Below are 15,239 nucleotides of genomic sequence, written 5' to 3' on the forward strand. Positions count from 1 at the left end.
CGCGTCGTCAAACGCAAGATGTCCAACTATCGACTCAAACGGGCCGAACACCACACCTGGCCCCAACCCACCCACACCGGCACCCGAGCAGTCCGCATCCAGCGACCCCAACCCGCAACCACGTAAAGCAACGGCATTGCCCCTAAGGGCTCGCCGATACATAATTCGTCGGCGAGCATCGCTCCTGAGCTGCGGTGTCAAGACCCGGAGCACGCAAGTTATTTCCCGGCAAGCCCTAAGCCGCCGCGAGGGCGGGCGGCATCTGACGGTGCGAGGACGTGTGACATGCCGGCCTGGACAGCTGGCTCCGTCCCAGGGAAGCCGGGGACGTGTCGGCCCACGACCGCCTTCCGTGCCCGGAATGGGCAGGATTTCGCAGTCCATGCGGTCAACCGGCCCAGCGCCCCGACGCGAAGGTCACCACCAGCACGACCATGAGTGGGGCCACCACGCAGGCATACGCCTCTTTCACCCAGCGGCGCCGCAGGCTCCAGTGGGCCAACCCGGTCCACAGCGGCCACCAGAGCAGGGTGGCGCGGGGTATCGACAGGTACCAGTACGACGTGCCCAGAGCCCAGAGACTGAGCGCGATGAAGACGGCTTCGGGCCAGCGGCGACCGATCAGCAGCCATGCCAGCAGCAGCACTCCGGTTGCCATGGCGACCAGCTCCAGTTGGAACCCCCACGCGAACCCAGTGGTCTGGTGGTGACCGAACGCGTTCTGCCAGGTGTTGCGGAATGCTTCGGCGGGGGTGTGGAAGTCCCGCTTCCAGCCGCGTTCCTGGGCGTGCTTCCAGGCCATCCAGTCGTCGGTCCGCGCATGCACGTAGTGCGCGAATGCGAGGGCGGGTACGGCGGGCAGCGCGCACCAGAGGAAGGAGCGCCAGTCCCGGCGGGCACCGCGGTGGTTGTGGGCCACAAGGAATTCGACCGCGATCGCCGCGGCCAGGAACAGCCCGCTGACACGGGTGGTGGTGGCCAACGCGGCGAGCAGGCCTGCGAGGGGCCAGCGACGGTTCTTGGCCGCGAGCCAGGCCGGCAGCGCGAACGCGAGGAAGAGCGACTCCGTGTAGCCGGCGGCGAGAAAGACTGCGGCCGGCGAGAGCAGCAGGAAACCGGCGGCCCTCTGCCCGGCCCGGTCGCCGCCGTCCGGGTGGCCGATCCCGGCGATCCGGGCAAGGGCGACGACGGCCACGGCGCCGCACGTCAGGGATATCAGGAGGCCGGCCACGGTCCAGTTGGGAACGACAGTGTGGACGGCGCGGAGCACAAGAGGGAAGCCGGGGAAGAACGCCACACGGTTGTCACTCGCTGGATCAACACCCGGAAGGGCATCGAAGTAGCCGTACTCGGCGATGCGGCGGTAGTGCATCCAGTCCCACCGCTCCCAATGGGACAGCCATGGGCCCGGCGACGTGACCCGTGAGCCGGCAGGGAACAGCCACCCGGTGCAGTAGACCACGATCCACAGCCCCATACGCGTGAACAGATAGATGCGCAGCACCCGCCGGTCAGCGGGCGTCAGCCGGTCCAGCAGCTGCCGGGCCGGGCCGAGGGCCGGATCGCACAAGGGCCCCCGTGCAGCACGATGCCTTGGATTCTCCACGGGTGAGGGGTCGGGCGGGGCGGTGGGCCGGGCGGTCGTCATCGAGGGTCCAGTCCTGGCATGCCGACAAGCGGCGGAAGGCGAAGGAGCGCGTGTGGAATTTCCGGCGGCGAGGCAGGGCAGACACCAGGACCGGGGAGAGACCAGGCGCCATGCAACGCCTCGACCCGCCCCTTCTCGACCGGCTGCATCAACTCCGCCTCGGCCAGTTCGGAGGCCGGCCATGCGGCGACCCGCGCCGTTGTGCCGCTCCGAGGGCCGTGCCCTCGCCGTGGCTCATGCGCGGCTCAACCCCTCCTGAGCACGTTGAGCTGCCAGTTCTGATAGTTCCCGCCATTGCATCCCAGCACGTAGACGTCGCGGGCGGAGTTGCTGTCCAGGCAGAACTCGGGATTCGCCGCGGCATGTCTCACGTCACCCCGCTTGATCCAGTCCTTGTTCACGCGGGCAGCACGGCGAGGGCCGTCGCCGCAATTCGTATCGCCGCGCCGGCCAATACGCCCTGCTAGGACGTCCCGTGGCCTTCTCGTCAACTCTGCGCAGCTTCATCCGACCTTCTCCAAAATCGTTGTCGGTGACCGGCCCGTTTGCCGCCTTCCATCCCGTCCCTACGAGGGAAATGGCTCAGCGGTTCAGAGCGTGCGCACTCAGGGTTCGCACCACATCCGGTACCGCACCACCGTCGTACTGCTGTGAATGCCGCTCACCTGAGAGCGGGCACCCCGCGTCTGTGGTTCACCATCCCCACAAACAGTCTCGGTGCCCTGCCTGATGACGAATGCCGAGCGTAAGCCCAGGTCCAACGGCGACCGCTGACCGACTCCGCTCGACCGTTCCTGCCTGCTTTGCCGGCCTGTCCGGCCGGGACAACAAGTTCTTGGTAACGGTGACGGTGAACCACTCCCTCATTGGGGCCGTCGTAGCGAGCAGGCGTACGGCGCTGGAGACAGGAACTGCGGGAGCGAGGAGTCAGGGAACGCTATGTCCATCACCCTCATGGTCACTGGCGCACTGTTCGGGTGCTTGCTCGTCGTGAGCGGGATCCGTCATATCCTGGGGTTCACTCGCTTGTGTACGCCTACGAGTGAACTGGGTTTCTCCGCCACCGCGTCCCGCGCGATCGGGGCATGCGAGCTTGTCGGAGGTGCCGGACTTGTCGCTGGATCGTGGTTTCCATTAGTGGCAACTGCCGCAGCGTCCGGTCTTCTCATCCTCACCATGGCCGCGCTTCAGTATCACCACTGGAATCATGACGGACCCCTCAAATACGCGCCGGCGTCCCTCACCGCAATGGTCATGGTGATCTATGTCGCGGCGCAGGTGGTGGGATGACATGCCCCTTGCACCGCCAACGGAACTGAAGCGGTGTCCACGCACTCCCAGAATTCTGTAGGAAGCGAACCGCCAGGGTCTTATCCCGGCACGCGCCGAACCACCGCACGATTACTTCCCGAACGGACAGGTGATCACATTGCAATTCCGCAATATCTTGATGGTGCTCGCGGCGGCGAGCATGCTGCCGCTGTCGGCATGCAGCCAGAGCGGCTCCGGCGAATCATCTTCCACCGCGAGCGACGGAAGAGATACTCAGGCCGGAGGCAGTCCGTCGGCCGCGCCGGGCGGAGCGCTGACCATCCCCGAGGACGCCGACCCGGTCACGAAGAAGATCTACCTCGCCGAGAACGCCACAGCCGCCTGCATGAAAAAACGGGGATTCAGCTACACACCGAACCCTGGCCCAACGGAGAACGAGGCGAGCTCGGCGATCGACGGAGCAGACTACGCACTGGCGAAGAAATACCGGCAGAAATACGGATTCGGTATCTACTCGAGCGCCGTCTACCCCAACGACCCGGCTGCACCTGGTACCAGCGAAAAGGGCAACCCCAACGCCTCCTACCGCAGTTCCCTTCCCGCCGCCCAGCAGAAGGCCTACGACAAGGCGTTGGGGAGGCCGGCGCGCGTGGCGCTGGACAATGCCGAAAGCAATCGTCCCGCCAAGGGCAGTTGCATCGCAGAAGCCAATCTGAAGGTGTATGGGCCGGCCAAGTCGGCGGCCGAGCAGGACCGGGAGAACGCAAAGCAGGCGGAGCGCGACAGGCAGGCCGGGCAGGCTCTCAACGGTGACCAGCAACTCGTCCTCCTCGCCCAGGAGTATGCCTCCTGTCTACGCAAGGACGGCATAACGGTCAGTACCACTCAGCCCACGAGCATCGGTGAAATGGTGAAATTCCAGGTGAGCGCTCAGATACCCGCCGACGGAACTCTGAGCAAGGAAGACGCCATGCCGAAACTCACCCGTGAGATCGGCCTCGCGCTCAAGGACCTCGAGTGCGGCAAGAAGTTCAGGGCCGCCTACTGGCCCAAGTACAAGAAGAACCCCTACGTCGGGGGCAACGGATGAAACGCGACAAGAAGCGCCAGAGCAGCCGCACGAGGCAACTTGGCGTGATCGTCGGCGTGGTCGCCCTCGTCGGGGCGGGCGGCTGGTTCGCCGGCACCCGGATGGAGTCGCCCGCCGACGCCGCAGCCGCGCACCAGCCGCCGAAAGCGGAACCGGTGACTGTTCCCGTGGTACAGCGGGCACTGACCGCCACCGTGGTGGCCCAGGGCAGCCTTGAGTACGGCTCTCCGAGGAGTCTCACCCTGGCCGGCACCGTCGGCGCATCCGAGGAGGGTGGCGAGGGCGGTGCCGCAGCCCAGCGGGTCACCAAGGTGCCGGCCCGCGACAGCGAACTCAAGGAGGGCAGTGTCCTCATGCAGGTGAGCGGTCGGCCCGTGATCGTGCTGCGCGGAGCGGTACCGATGTACCGGACCATCGGCCCCGGTTCGTCGGGGGACGACGTCAGGCAGCTGCAGAACGCCCTCAACAGGCTCGGTTTCGCGACAGGCGGCGTCACCGGGACCTACGGACAGGGCACCGCGTCCGCGGTCAGCCGCTGGTACCGCAGCAAGGGGTATGCGGCGCAGGAGCCAAGCACTGCCGACCAGCAGCAGCTGGGACAACTCGAAACCGCGGTGTCCGACGCACAGCTCGCGCTGCTCACCGCACAGGGCTCCGGAGGAGGAACGAAGAACGACGGCGAGTCCGAAAGCGAATCGGAATCGGATGAGACGCGGGCCTTGCAGATCAAGGCGGCCAGAAAGCAGCTTCAGCTGGCGAACTCCGCTCTGAGCGCCTTCAAAGCCGCCTACGGGACGAAGGTCCCGGCGGGAGAGGTGATCTTCCTCCCGGAACTCCCGGTCCGCGTCGACAAGGTCAAGGTGCGCGCCGGTGACGCTCCGGACGGCGAGGTCGCCACCGTGACGAGCTCTGATGTCGAGGTGCAGGCGGTGGTACCCGGTGCGGACGCCGGTTCGCTGCGGGAGGGGATGACGGTGCGGGTCACGACACCGGACGGCAAGGAGGCGAGCGGTGTCGTGAGCGAGATCGGTGGCTCGGGCTCGAAGTCGGATGGTTCTGCAGCCAAGGCCGGGACCAGCGGAGACGCCGAGGGCGCCGAGGGTTCTGGTGGCGAGGCATCAGCACCTGTACCCCTGAAGATCACCATTGCGAAACCCGGCCCGTTGGCCGGTGGCGCGGGCGGCGCGGCGACAGTGACCATCAAAGTGGGCGCCTCGAAAGGCAAGGTCCTGGCCGTACCCGTCGCCGCAATCCGCACCTCCGCGGACGGGAAGGCACGCGTACGGGTCCAGCGGGACGAACGTGTGGTCGGCATCGAAGTCGACCTCGGGATCTCCGCCGACGGGCTCGTCGAGGTGAAAGCGGACGGCGACGCGCTGCGCGAGGGCGACGCCGTGGTAGTCGGCCAATGAGCGAACCACTCGCACACAGCGACACGCCGGACGACGACGTCATCAGGCTGACTGGGGTCAACCGCACATTCGACTCGGATCCACCCGTACACGCGCTGCGTGACGTCGACCTGGCGGTCCGGCGAGGAGAACACCTGTCGATCGTCGGGCCGTCCGGTTCAGGGAAGTCCACCCTGCTGAACACCCTCGGGCTGCTGGACCGGCCGAGCTCAGGGGCCTACTGGCTCGACGGAGTGGAGACCGCCACCCTCACCGACCGTCAGCGCACTTCGCTGCGCGGAAGCCGCATCGGCTTCGTCTTCCAGGCTTTCCATCTGCTCCCCTACCGGACCGTGGAAGAGAACGTCATGCTGGCGGAGATCTACCGCAAGACCCGCCCAGGCCGGGATCGCCGCAGCCGTGCCAAGCGGGCCAGAGCGGCCCTTGACCGGGTGGGGCTCTCACAACGGCACGGGTTCCGGCCCGACCGGCTGTCCGGCGGTGAACGCCAGCGCGTTGCCATCGCCCGGGCGCTGATGAGCGACCCGGCCCTGCTGCTGTGCGACGAACCCACCGGCAACCTCGACAGTGAGAACACCTTCTCGGTCCTGGAGCTCTTCGACGAGCTCTGCGCCCAGGGCATGACCCTGGTCGTGATCACCCACGACGAGGCAGTCAGCAGGCGCGCGAACAGGCGCGTACGCATCAGTGACGGGCAGCTCAGTCAGGAGATCGTATGAAGTTCCGTCACCGTACCGCTGCTCCGGAGCCGGATCCGGATCCGGAGCCGGCCGAGTCCAGCCAGGAACAGCCGAACAGGCCGGAACGTAGCCGGCGTCCCCGGCAACGCTCGGCCGAGAGACGGGGCACCAAGGGAGTCGAACGTCCCTGGATCGATCCCAGGGATCTGTGGGCGGAGGCGCTGTCGGGCGTACTGGCCCGTCCCGTCCGGTCCGCACTGACCACTCTGGGCACGGTGCTGGGCATCGGCACGCTGGTCATCACGATCGGGGTGGCGTCGACAGCCGCGAACCAGATCGTCGGCCGGTTCGACGCCCTCACCGCCACCTCGGTCACCGTGGTCGTGCCGCCCCCGCCCCCGTCGTCCGATACCGCCCCGCTGGTGGACTGGCCGGGCGTCGACGCCGTGGACCGGCTGGCCGGGGTGGAGACGTCCGCCGCGCTCGCGGAGTCCGATGACACCTCGGCTCTGCAAGTGCGGGCCAACGACGTGATCACGCCCGGAGTCCTGTCCAGCCAGACGCTGGCTGTCGTCGCCGCGTCGCCTTCCCTGCCCGCGGCGGTGCGAGGCGACATCCTCGTAGGCAGGTTCTACGACACCGGAGACATCGCCCGGCACGACCGGGTCGCGGTGCTCGGGGACCAGGCCGCTCGCCTCCTCGGTATCAAGGAGGTGGACGACGCGCCCGCGGTCTTCTTCAACGGACACTCCTTCACCGTCATCGGGATTCTCGGCGGATTCAAGCGTGAACAGCGCCTTTCCACCTCAGTGATCCTGCCTCCCACCACGGCAAAGGACCGTGTGGGCCTTGATGAGGTGAGCCGCGTTCTGGTCAACACCTCCCTCGGTGCCGCGCAGCAGGTCGCCAGGCAAGCGCCAGTTGCTCTCGCACCCAACAGCGCGGGTGCGCTCACCGTGCTCTCGCCACCCGATCTGTCGAAGGCACGCAAAGGCGTACAAGGCGACGTCAACGGCCTGTTCCTGGTGCTGGGGCTGGTCTCGCTGATCGTGGGTGCCATCGGTATCGCCAACGTCACGCTGGTCACCGTGATGGAACGGGTCGGCGAGATCGGACTGCGGCGTGCCCTGGGCGCCTCCCGTAGGCAGGTCGCCGGGCAGTTCCTCACGGAGTCGACGACGATCGGACTGCTGGGCGGCGTCATCGGCGCCGCCCTCGGCATGGTCGTGGTGGTCTCTGTATCCGCAATCAGGGACTGGACTCCCGTCCTGGACGCCCGACTGGCCCTCGGCGCGCCGGTCGCGGGGGCAGTGGTCGGGCTGCTGGCGGGGGTGTATCCCGCGCTACGGGCCTCCCGTCTGGAGCCCGTCGAGGCGTTGCGCGCACCGTCCTGACAGCCGGGAGCGAGTGGCCCGTGACACTCTGAGCGCTGCTTGCTGAAGTCGTTCTGCAGTGGCCTCACAACGCAGACCCGCTGAACCATGCGGGCCAGGCTTATGAACCGGTACCGGGGCACCGCCGTTGCAACAGTCGCGGGCACACGGCCTGCTGTCTTCGGAACGTCAGGGAAGTCGGGATGCAGTTCAATCACGTCACATGGATGAGTGTCGTCATCCTCGTTGCTGTCGGAGTCGCTGGTTTCGCCCGAGGACGCTGGGCCGGTCCATGGTGGGTTCTGCTCGTTGGATGTGTGCTGGCCTACCCTGTGTCTGACGCATTGTTGAATCGGACCGGTGAGTCCGGGGCGCTGGCATGGGCCTTCCGGATCTCCTGCGGAATGCTGGTCAGCACCGCCCTGGCCCCCCTTTACCACCGGCTACGCGAGGCGACGAAGCCACATCGACGGACCCCTTGAGCTCCGGGGACGCCACTTCCTCGTTGAGCCGCCGAGCCGCACCTCTTTGGGCGCGGAGGTCCAGGGGCAGGCTGACCCTCGTCGAACCCTTCTTGCTTGCGGCGTCGTAGTCGGAGTGACTACTGAGTGGCGAACGCGCGCGTCCCACCTGCTTCCTGTGCCCACGTGCAACAGACCCGACAGGCAGGGCGTCAAGTTCCCATTTTCATGTACCACTTGAATTGATCAACTTTGAGCCACGAGCGTGTGCTGCCCCGTCGTACCGTCCTCAGAGCTGCCGGTCTCACAGCCGGCGTCGCCGCTGTGCGGCTCTCGGTTCGGCCGCCGCCGCAATGGCCGCTCCGCGCGTGCGGACGGCCCGTGTGCCCCGAACTCGCGCGAAGTCCGTCGTGGTCCCGCCGCGCGTGCCGTACGGGCGGACTTCCCCATCGAGTACGTCGGTGTCACCTGGAACGGCCCCAATGTTGCTGTGACACCGCAGACACATCAATTCCTGGGCATCGACCACATCACCCGGGCCGAGTGGGGTGCCGACGAGTCCCTCCGCTTCAAGGCGGACGGCACCGAGAACTCGCCGCAACCTACTATCCGGCCCAGACGCCGACCGTGCACCACACGGTCGGCGCGAACGGCGACTGCGACCCGGCGGCCACCATCAGGACGTACTACTACCTCCGTGCGATCGCCACCGACTGGGGCGACATCTGCTACCACTTCCTGATCCACGAAGCAGGCCGCCTCTACGAGGGCCGTTACTCCGGTGCGGACGGCATCCCCGCCCATCACGGAAGAACGGTGACGGCCTTTCCACGCCTCCGGCCACAACTCGGGCAACCTCGGTATCGCCCTGCTCGGCACCTTCAGCGACCGGTCCCCCACGGCAGCGGCCGGCAAGTCACTGACCACGCTGCTGGCGGCCCTGTCCGAGTACCACGGCTTCGACCCCCAGGCGGCCGTCACCTTCGTCAACCCGGTCAACGGCGTCACCAAGAAGGTCCGAACGATCAGCGGCCACCGTGACTGGCTCGCCACCGAGTGCCCCGGAACCACGCTGTACGGCGCCCTCCCCGCTCTGCGCGCTGACGTTGCGGCGGCGATGCGGGACAGCTGAAGGCGCTGGCCGTACGTCCTCTTCCGGGACGTACGGCCCTGCCGACGGTCCGGCTGCCTGTCATGCGGACCGCAGTGCCTCCGTGGGTGACATGCGGGCCGCCCTCAGAGCCGGGTAGAGCCCGGCGCCGGCTGCGATGACCACAGCCATGACCGGTCCTGCGGTCACCCAGGTGAGCGAGACGGCCGTCGGCCACGCCTTGACACTGGCGTACAAGTGGACCGTGGCACCGCCGACGAGTGCACCGGCGGTACCGCCGAACAGTCCCAGCATCACCGATTCGATGAGAAACTGTGCGGCGATCTGTCCGGGCCGCGCGCCGAGCGCCCGGCGCAGGCCGACCTCGCCACGGCGTTCCATCACGCCGACGACCATGGTGTTCGCGATGCCGAGTCCGCCGACAGCCAGCGCCACCCCGGCCAGTGCGAGGACCATGCCCTCCAGCGAGGTCTTCGTCTCGGCCCTGGCCTTGAGCAGGTCGGAGGGCCGGGACACCGACACGAGGTTGGGGGCGGCCGGGTTCGCGGTCGCGCCGGCGATGGCCTGGACGTCAGTGACCCGTGCGGGGTGCGTCCGCACATAGACGGTGGCTGGAGTTCCGTCGTCGCCGAGGCGGGCGGTGGCCTGGGGCCGGCCGGTGAGTGCCGTGGAGTCGATCTCGGGGACCAGCGGGTTGGGGGCAAGGATGCCGAGGACGGAGAACCAGCCGCACTGGATCTTCTTCCCGCACAACCACACTCGTTCGCCGGGGCCGGATATGCCCAGCCGGTCCGCCGCCTCGGATCCCAGTACGACGACCGGCAGTCTCTCGGTGGCCCGGTCCAGCCAGCGGCCTACGCGGAGATTCCCGCGCAGGGCGCCGAGCAGATCGAGGCGGGCGGACCGGACCGACAGGCCATTGGTCTGTGTCACCGGGACGAGATCGTTGCGATAGATGTCCGCCTGTGTGGCGCCGGTCGCGCTCACCGTCTCCACGGGTGCGACGGCGGCGAGCATGGCGACGGACTCCTTCGGCAGCGGCACCGGCCGCTGGTCGACGTCGACGCCCGGTGACACCGTGATCAGATTGCTCCCGAGCCGGTCCAACCGGTCCAGGAGGTGGGCCTGGTGGGAGGCGGAGATGCCGGTGACGGCGACGAGAGCGGCGACTCCCAACGCGACACCGAGGGCGGACAGCACCGACCGCAGCGTACGGGTGCGTGGTCCCACCATGCCCAGACGGATCAGGTCGGCGGGACTCAGGCGGGCGGGGCGAGGAACGGACGACATCATGCTCGGGGCCTCGTTCCGGCGGCTCGGGAGTCGGTGGCCGGCCAACGGTCGTCAACGTCGTCGAAGGCAACTTGGCCGTCCTGGATGCCGACACGGCGGGGAAATGACTCGGCCAGTTCGCGGTCGTGGGTGATGACCATGACCGTGGTGCCCTTGGTGTTGAGGTCACGCAGCAGGTCGATGATGCTGCTGCCGGAGACGGAATCCAGTGCCCCGGTGGGTTCGTCGGCGAGCAGCAGTGCGGGCCGGCCGACCAGGGCCCGGGCGATGGCCACCCGCTGTTTCTCTCCTCCGGACAGCTGCTCGGGACGGTGCCCGAGCCGCTGTCCGAGACCTACGTCCTGCAGTGCCTCCACGGCACGCTCGCGCCGGCGCCGGGGCCCTTCACCGGTGTAGAGGAGACCGCCTGCCACGTTCTCCACCGCGGTCTGTGCGGGCAGGAGGAAAAACTGCTGGAAGACGAACCCGATACGGTGCGCGCGCAAGGCCGCGATCTCGCTCCCGCTCAGGTGGGCGAGATCGTGGCCTTCGAAGAGAATCCGGCCGGACGAGGGGTGATCGAGGGTTCCGATGAGGGACAGCAGGGTGGACTTGCCGGACCCGGAGGGGCCGACGACGGCGACGAGTTCGCCGCGCCGTACCTTCAGGTCGATGCCGCGCAGGACGTGCACCGGCGGATGGCCCGGGTAGGTCTTCACGACGTTCTCCAGGAGCAGCAACGGCTCCGGGCAGGGCGCGGTCACGTGGGGATCACCACCTGCTGGCCCTCGCGGACCGCGCCGGTGATCTGCGCCCGGGCATCGACGATCAGCCCGACCTCGACCGATATGAGCCGGGGCTCCGACTGCTCGCCGCGGACGACGCGCACACCGTATCCGCCGTCCGCGAGGGCGAGCAGGGCCGTTACCGGTACGACCAGGGCGTCCTTCACCGTGCGGTCGGGGACGGTGACCGTGACGTCCGGGCGGCCCTTGTCCATCGCGGCTCGCGCCTCCTTCTGCTGGGCGAGTTCGATGATGGCGACGGCTCCGCCCCGCTCGTCAGTACCGCTCCCGTCCTGGTCGCCCGGTGCACCTCCGCCTTCGGGTTCCATGGCGCGCAGTTCACCTCGCACCACACGGCCGTCCGTGAGTGCGACGGAGACGTCACCACCCGGCGGCAGCTGAGCGGCCTGCCCACCGCTCAGGCGCACCGAGACGCGGATGTCCGGCGGGGTGACGGACAGGACGGAGGTTCCGGGCGCCACAACGCCGCCACGCACGGCCGTCACCTCGTCGACGCGTACGACCTGGTCGGGCAGCACGATGACCCGGCCGAGGGGAATCGTGCCGGTCCGGTCCAGGCCGAGCGACTTCTGCCAGCGTTTGACGGCTGACGCGGTGGCGTCGGTGAAGTGCTGATCGACGGTCAGGGTGGTGGCCTCGGCGAAGCCGAGGTCGGTGAGGTTCTGTTCGAGTTGCCTGACATCCGGGCCATCACTCATGCCCGGAGTGAGATCGCGCCAGAACGGCCGGGTGCCGGTGAAGAGCACCACCGGCCGGGCATCGATCTCGAACAGCACCTCGCCCGCCCGAATCCGCTTCCCGGATGCCGGGAGCCGGGTGAAGATGCCCTGCCCCTGTGCAACGACCTTGGCGGCGGGGCCGTGTCCCAGTGTGCCGCTGAGCCGCAGGCCCGAAGAGAGAGAGGTGCGTGCGACGGTGGCGGTGGCCGGTGGGCCCTGAACCTCGGCCGTGGTGTCGCGGGACTCCCACGGGCGTACGACGAACGCCGCGCATCCGAGCGCCACGATCGCGGCGGCTGCCACGCCCACGAGTGCGCGCCGGGAAGCCCTCCGCCGCGGGCCGACGCCGGGACCGGCGGGGACTTCCTCTGTCGTCCGGGCGGGGACTTCCCCTGTCGTGCGCTTCATGTCACTTGGCCGGAACGGCGGCGAAGGGAACCTGGGGGTACTTCTTGCCGCAGATTCCGTATGCCTTGTTCCACGCCCCGGCATCCACATCCGGCGGCACGGTGAGGGCCGCGCCGGCCTCCGGCTTGGGGTCGGCGATCTCAGGCAGCCCGTTCTCCCGCAGGCATGCGGCGAGGTTGCGTGCGGCCTTCATGTCGCCCCCTGCGGGCTTCTGCTGCAGCTGCTGCATGCCGGGGACCTTGGCATTGCACTTCTTCGTGTCCTCCTTCCTCGCTTCGGCCTTCCGTGCCGCTTCCGCGTCCGACGCACCGGGCCCCTCAGCCGGCATGCTGATCCGGCCGTCGTCTGTCATGCGGAGCTCGGTGTGCCCGGCTTCCTGCATGCAGCGCAACCACGCCTGACGGATCGCGTCGGCGTCCTTGGTCTGCTCGGTGCTTCCGCCGCCCTTGCCGGCGGCGGGCACGTCCGGCACCGGCTCATCGCGGACGAACGAGCATCCTGTGACGGACAGGAGAGCCGTGACTGCCACGAGGACCGCTGCAGCGGCCCGGACAGGGATTGACGAGTTCGTCTTTGCCGATTTCATGGGATGCCTCCTGAATGCTGTTCCGGCGGCAGTGTGCGCGCCGTTCCTGACACAGGTTTATCGGCACCCCGGTTCAGTGCCGGTGACGATCGGCTAACCCCTGCCTAACCCCGAGAACCCCGGTCCACCGTCGCCGGCCCCGTCCCGTCCAAATGCAGCAGCCCCCGGTTCACCCTCCGCGTAGCGGGGGTTCTTCGGGGGCGGCCCGGTCAGATGCCGGCTATTTCTCGCAGTAGCCGGCCTTGAAGGACGACCAATTGTCGTTGTAGGGGTTGTCCAGGTGGCCGTCCGAACCGCCGGCCGGTATGTCGTAGCAGAGGATGCCTCCGTAGTTCGCGTGCATGTAGATGGCGATCGGGTGATCCGTCTTGTTCCAATATGAGCTGGTGCGGTCGTTGAACCAGCCCAGGTTCGGCTGGTTGTGGCTGGAGTAGGCGATCTCCCCTTCGTAGCCCATGTCCTGGAAGATGCAGAATTTGTTCTCCGGACACCTGTCCCAGGGAGCCGCCGAAGCGGTGGGTGCGGTGATCGCACTTGCTGTCAGGGTCGCGAGCAGGGCCGCTCCGGCTGCGGTGGCCCGCGCCATATGTCGTCCGAACTTCATGGGTGCACTCCTTATAGAAACCAACGCCGGCCCAGTTCCTCCGAGTTGAAGCACTCTGTGGAAACGACGTCGTACTTTCGGACAACGCGGAGATGGCCGCACCGGTTCACAACAACGTTTCCCAAGGCGCGGCACAGCGCCGCGGCCCCGCGGCGCCTCGTTGAGGAGGCGCAGCCGGGCCGCCGCGTCGTCGCATGGTCCCAAGACGTCCGCTGGGGCGCATCCGCCACGGTGGACCTCGCCGACGAGCCTCACGCGCCTACCTGCTCCACCGCCCGCACCTCCCTCATGCTGTCGGTGCCGCTGAAGTCGTACGCCGTCTCAGCGTGTTCGGCCTGGTCGATGCCGGCGACTTCGGTGTCCTCGCTGACCCGCATGCCGATGGTCCTGTCGACGAGGAAGGCCAGTACGGCAGAGGCGATCAGTGAGTAGGCGAGCACCGCGACCACACCCGCGGCCTGCTTGCCCAACTGGTCGAGGCCGCCGCCGTAGAAGAGGCCCGCGACATCGCTCTGGCCCCCGCCGGTGGCGAAGAAGCCGATGAGCAGCGAGCCGACGACACCGCCGACCAGGTGGACACCGACGACGTCGAGCGAGTCGTCGTAGCCGAACTTGTACTTCAGACCCACCGCCATGGCGCAGAGCAGACCGGCGACGGCACCGACGGCGATCGCGCCGAGCGGTGAGACGGCGCCACCGGACGGGGTGATGGCGACCAGACCGGCGACCGCACCGGAGGCGGCACCCAGCGCGGTGAAAGAGCCGTGGCGCAGCTTCTCGTATCCGAGCCAGGCGAGCATCGCGGCTGCGGTGGCGATCTGCGTGTTGATGAACATCAGCGCGCCGACACCTTCGTCGTTGCCCAGCCAGGAGCCGGCGTTGAAGCCGAACCAGCCGAACCACAGCAGACCCGCACCGATCATCACCAGCGGCAGGCTGTGCGGGCGCATCGGGTACTTCATGAAGCCGACGCGCTTGCCGATGACCAGGATCACGCCGAGCGCGCCGGCACCCGCGTTGATGTGGACCGCCGTACCACCGGCGAAGTCGATCACGCCGAGCTCGAAGGCCCAGCCACCGGCGCCCCAGACCCAGTGGGCGACCGGGAAGTACACGACGGTGACCCACAGGGCGACGAAGAGCGCCCAGGAGGTGAACTTGACTCGGTCCGCGAGGGCGCCGCTGATCAGAGCGGGCGTGATGATCGCGAACATCAGCTGGAAGACGGCGAAGACGTAGACCGGGATGGTGTAACCGTCCCAGAGCTGCGCAAGGCCGATGCCGCTGAGTCCGGCGTAGTCGGACGACCAGCCGATGATGCCGCCGGAGTCAGTACCGAAGGCAAGGCTGAAGCCGTACAGCACCCACAGAATGGTGACGATCCCGATGCTGATGAAGCTCATCAGCAGCATGTTCATGCTGCTCTTGACGCGGACCATGCCTCCGTAGAAGAAAGCGAGGCCCGGCGTCATCATCAGCACCAGGGCGGAACAGATGAGCATGAACCCGGTGTTGGCCGAAGAGAGTTCGGTCTCTGCGGCGAGCGTGATGCCTACTGGCATCGGCGTCTCCTCGTAATCGGTACAGTTCGCGCGCGCGGAACATGTGCGCGGTTGTGAGGGGTCGGCGCACGGCGACCCCTCTTGCTGTGCAAGGCTGTCGGATCACATCTGGCCGGCCTTCTCCAGCGCGGTGCAGCAGGTGTCGACGAGCAGCCGGGTCACCACGTACGGGTCGACGTTGGCGTTGGGACGGCGGTCCTCGATGTAGCCCTTGCCGTCCTTCTCGACCTGCCAC

13 protein-coding genes and 2 pseudogenes are annotated in these 15,239 nt (G+C 67.7%); 6 read left to right on the forward strand and 9 right to left on the reverse strand.

Annotation, left to right across the window (positions count from 1 at the left end):
• Nucleotides 1-388: 388 nt before the first annotated feature.
• Entirely contained in the window at nt 389-1,648 is a 1,260-nt protein-coding gene (locus tag EF387_RS45410; protein ID WP_128382434.1) for a mannosyltransferase family protein, read from the reverse strand.
• Nucleotides 1,649-1,893: 245 nt separating this feature from the next.
• On the reverse strand, nt 1,894-2,049 hold the full coding sequence (locus EF387_RS47295) for a hypothetical protein (RefSeq protein ID WP_162467357.1): 156 nt from the start codon (nt 2,047-2,049) through the stop codon (nt 1,894-1,896).
• A gap of 538 nt (nt 2,050-2,587) precedes the next feature.
• Between EF387_RS47295 and EF387_RS45415 the strand changes: the two genes are divergently transcribed.
• The 6 genes and pseudogenes from EF387_RS45415 to EF387_RS49235 all read left to right on the forward strand — a co-directional run.
• Complete coding sequence (locus EF387_RS45415; protein ID WP_128382435.1) at nt 2,588-2,938, forward strand: DoxX family protein; 351 nt, start codon at nt 2,588-2,590, stop codon at nt 2,936-2,938.
• 130 nt (nt 2,939-3,068) lie between these two features.
• On the forward strand, nt 3,069-4,010 hold the full coding sequence (locus tag EF387_RS45420; RefSeq protein ID WP_128382436.1) for a hypothetical protein: 942 nt from the start codon (nt 3,069-3,071) through the stop codon (nt 4,008-4,010).
• Nucleotides 4,007-5,422, forward strand: coding sequence for a peptidoglycan-binding protein (locus tag EF387_RS45425; RefSeq protein ID WP_128382437.1), 1,416 nt, complete (start codon nt 4,007-4,009; stop codon nt 5,420-5,422). The genes EF387_RS45420 and EF387_RS45425 overlap by 4 nt, the downstream gene beginning before the upstream one ends.
• Nucleotides 5,419-6,141, forward strand: coding sequence for an ABC transporter ATP-binding protein (locus EF387_RS45430; protein WP_128382438.1), 723 nt, complete (start codon nt 5,419-5,421; stop codon nt 6,139-6,141). Before EF387_RS45425 ends, EF387_RS45430 begins: the two co-directional genes overlap by 4 nt.
• Nucleotides 6,138-7,496, forward strand: coding sequence for an ABC transporter permease (locus tag EF387_RS45435; protein WP_128382439.1), 1,359 nt, complete (start codon nt 6,138-6,140; stop codon nt 7,494-7,496). Before EF387_RS45430 ends, EF387_RS45435 begins: the two co-directional genes overlap by 4 nt.
• Nucleotides 7,497-8,771: 1,275 nt before the next feature.
• Nucleotides 8,772-9,068, forward strand: a pseudogene (locus EF387_RS49235) (peptidoglycan recognition protein family protein); the annotation flags it as partial.
• Nucleotides 9,069-9,128: 60 nt separating this feature from the next.
• On the opposite strand, the gene EF387_RS45445 reads toward EF387_RS49235, so the two are convergent.
• The 7 genes and pseudogenes from EF387_RS45445 to EF387_RS45475 form a co-directional block, all read right to left on the reverse strand.
• Nucleotides 9,129-10,340, reverse strand: coding sequence for an ABC transporter permease (locus tag EF387_RS45445; RefSeq protein WP_338058172.1), 1,212 nt, complete (start codon nt 10,338-10,340; stop codon nt 9,129-9,131).
• The gene (locus tag EF387_RS45450; RefSeq protein WP_274388999.1) at nt 10,337-11,083 is read right to left on the reverse strand and encodes an ABC transporter ATP-binding protein; all 747 of its coding nucleotides are present in this window, start codon (nt 11,081-11,083) and stop codon (nt 10,337-10,339) included. Before EF387_RS45450 ends, EF387_RS45445 begins: the two co-directional genes overlap by 4 nt.
• Nucleotides 11,080-12,147: a peptidoglycan-binding protein gene (locus tag EF387_RS45455; protein ID WP_162467358.1), complete on the reverse strand. Its 1,068-nt coding sequence runs from the start codon at nt 12,145-12,147 to the stop codon at nt 11,080-11,082. Before EF387_RS45455 ends, EF387_RS45450 begins: the two co-directional genes overlap by 4 nt.
• 106 nt (nt 12,148-12,253) lie before the next feature.
• Nucleotides 12,254-12,781, reverse strand: coding sequence for a hypothetical protein (locus tag EF387_RS45460; RefSeq protein WP_128382441.1), 528 nt, complete (start codon nt 12,779-12,781; stop codon nt 12,254-12,256).
• 277 nt (nt 12,782-13,058) lie between these two features.
• Nucleotides 13,059-13,442: a peptidase inhibitor family I36 protein gene (locus EF387_RS45465; protein WP_128382442.1), complete on the reverse strand. Its 384-nt coding sequence runs from the start codon at nt 13,440-13,442 to the stop codon at nt 13,059-13,061.
• A gap of 251 nt (nt 13,443-13,693) precedes the next feature.
• Nucleotides 13,694-15,004: an ammonium transporter gene (locus EF387_RS45470; protein ID WP_128382443.1), complete on the reverse strand. Its 1,311-nt coding sequence runs from the start codon at nt 15,002-15,004 to the stop codon at nt 13,694-13,696.
• A 102-nt stretch (nt 15,005-15,106) separates the two neighbouring features.
• Nucleotides 15,107-15,239 (reverse strand): annotated as a pseudogene (locus tag EF387_RS45475) (glutamine synthetase); the annotation flags it as partial.

It is taken from the genome of Streptomyces cavernae, from assembly GCF_004023625.1.
GTDB classification, from domain to species: Bacteria; Actinomycetota; Actinomycetes; order Streptomycetales; family Streptomycetaceae; genus Streptomyces; species Streptomyces cavernae.

Bases quoted from the DNA above. Each gene is read 5' to 3' on its own strand.
- EF387_RS45470 (WP_128382443.1), bottom strand. From the start codon at position 15,004: ATGCCAGTAGGCATCACGCTCGCCGCAGAGACCGAACTCTCTTCGGCC.
- EF387_RS45435 (WP_128382439.1), top strand. From the start codon at position 6,138: ATGAAGTTCCGTCACCGTACCGCTGCTCCGGAGCCGGATCCGGATCCG.
- EF387_RS45410 (WP_128382434.1), bottom strand. From the start codon at position 1,648: ATGACGACCGCCCGGCCCACCGCCCCGCCCGACCCCTCACCCGTGGAG.
- EF387_RS45430 (WP_128382438.1), top strand. From the start codon at position 5,419: ATGAGCGAACCACTCGCACACAGCGACACGCCGGACGACGACGTCATC.
- EF387_RS45445 (WP_338058172.1), bottom strand. From the start codon at position 10,340: ATGATGTCGTCCGTTCCTCGCCCCGCCCGCCTGAGTCCCGCCGACCTG.
- EF387_RS45425 (WP_128382437.1), top strand. From the start codon at position 4,007: ATGAAACGCGACAAGAAGCGCCAGAGCAGCCGCACGAGGCAACTTGGC.
- EF387_RS45465 (WP_128382442.1), bottom strand. From the start codon at position 13,442: ATGAAGTTCGGACGACATATGGCGCGGGCCACCGCAGCCGGAGCGGCC.
- EF387_RS45415 (WP_128382435.1), top strand. From the start codon at position 2,588: ATGTCCATCACCCTCATGGTCACTGGCGCACTGTTCGGGTGCTTGCTC.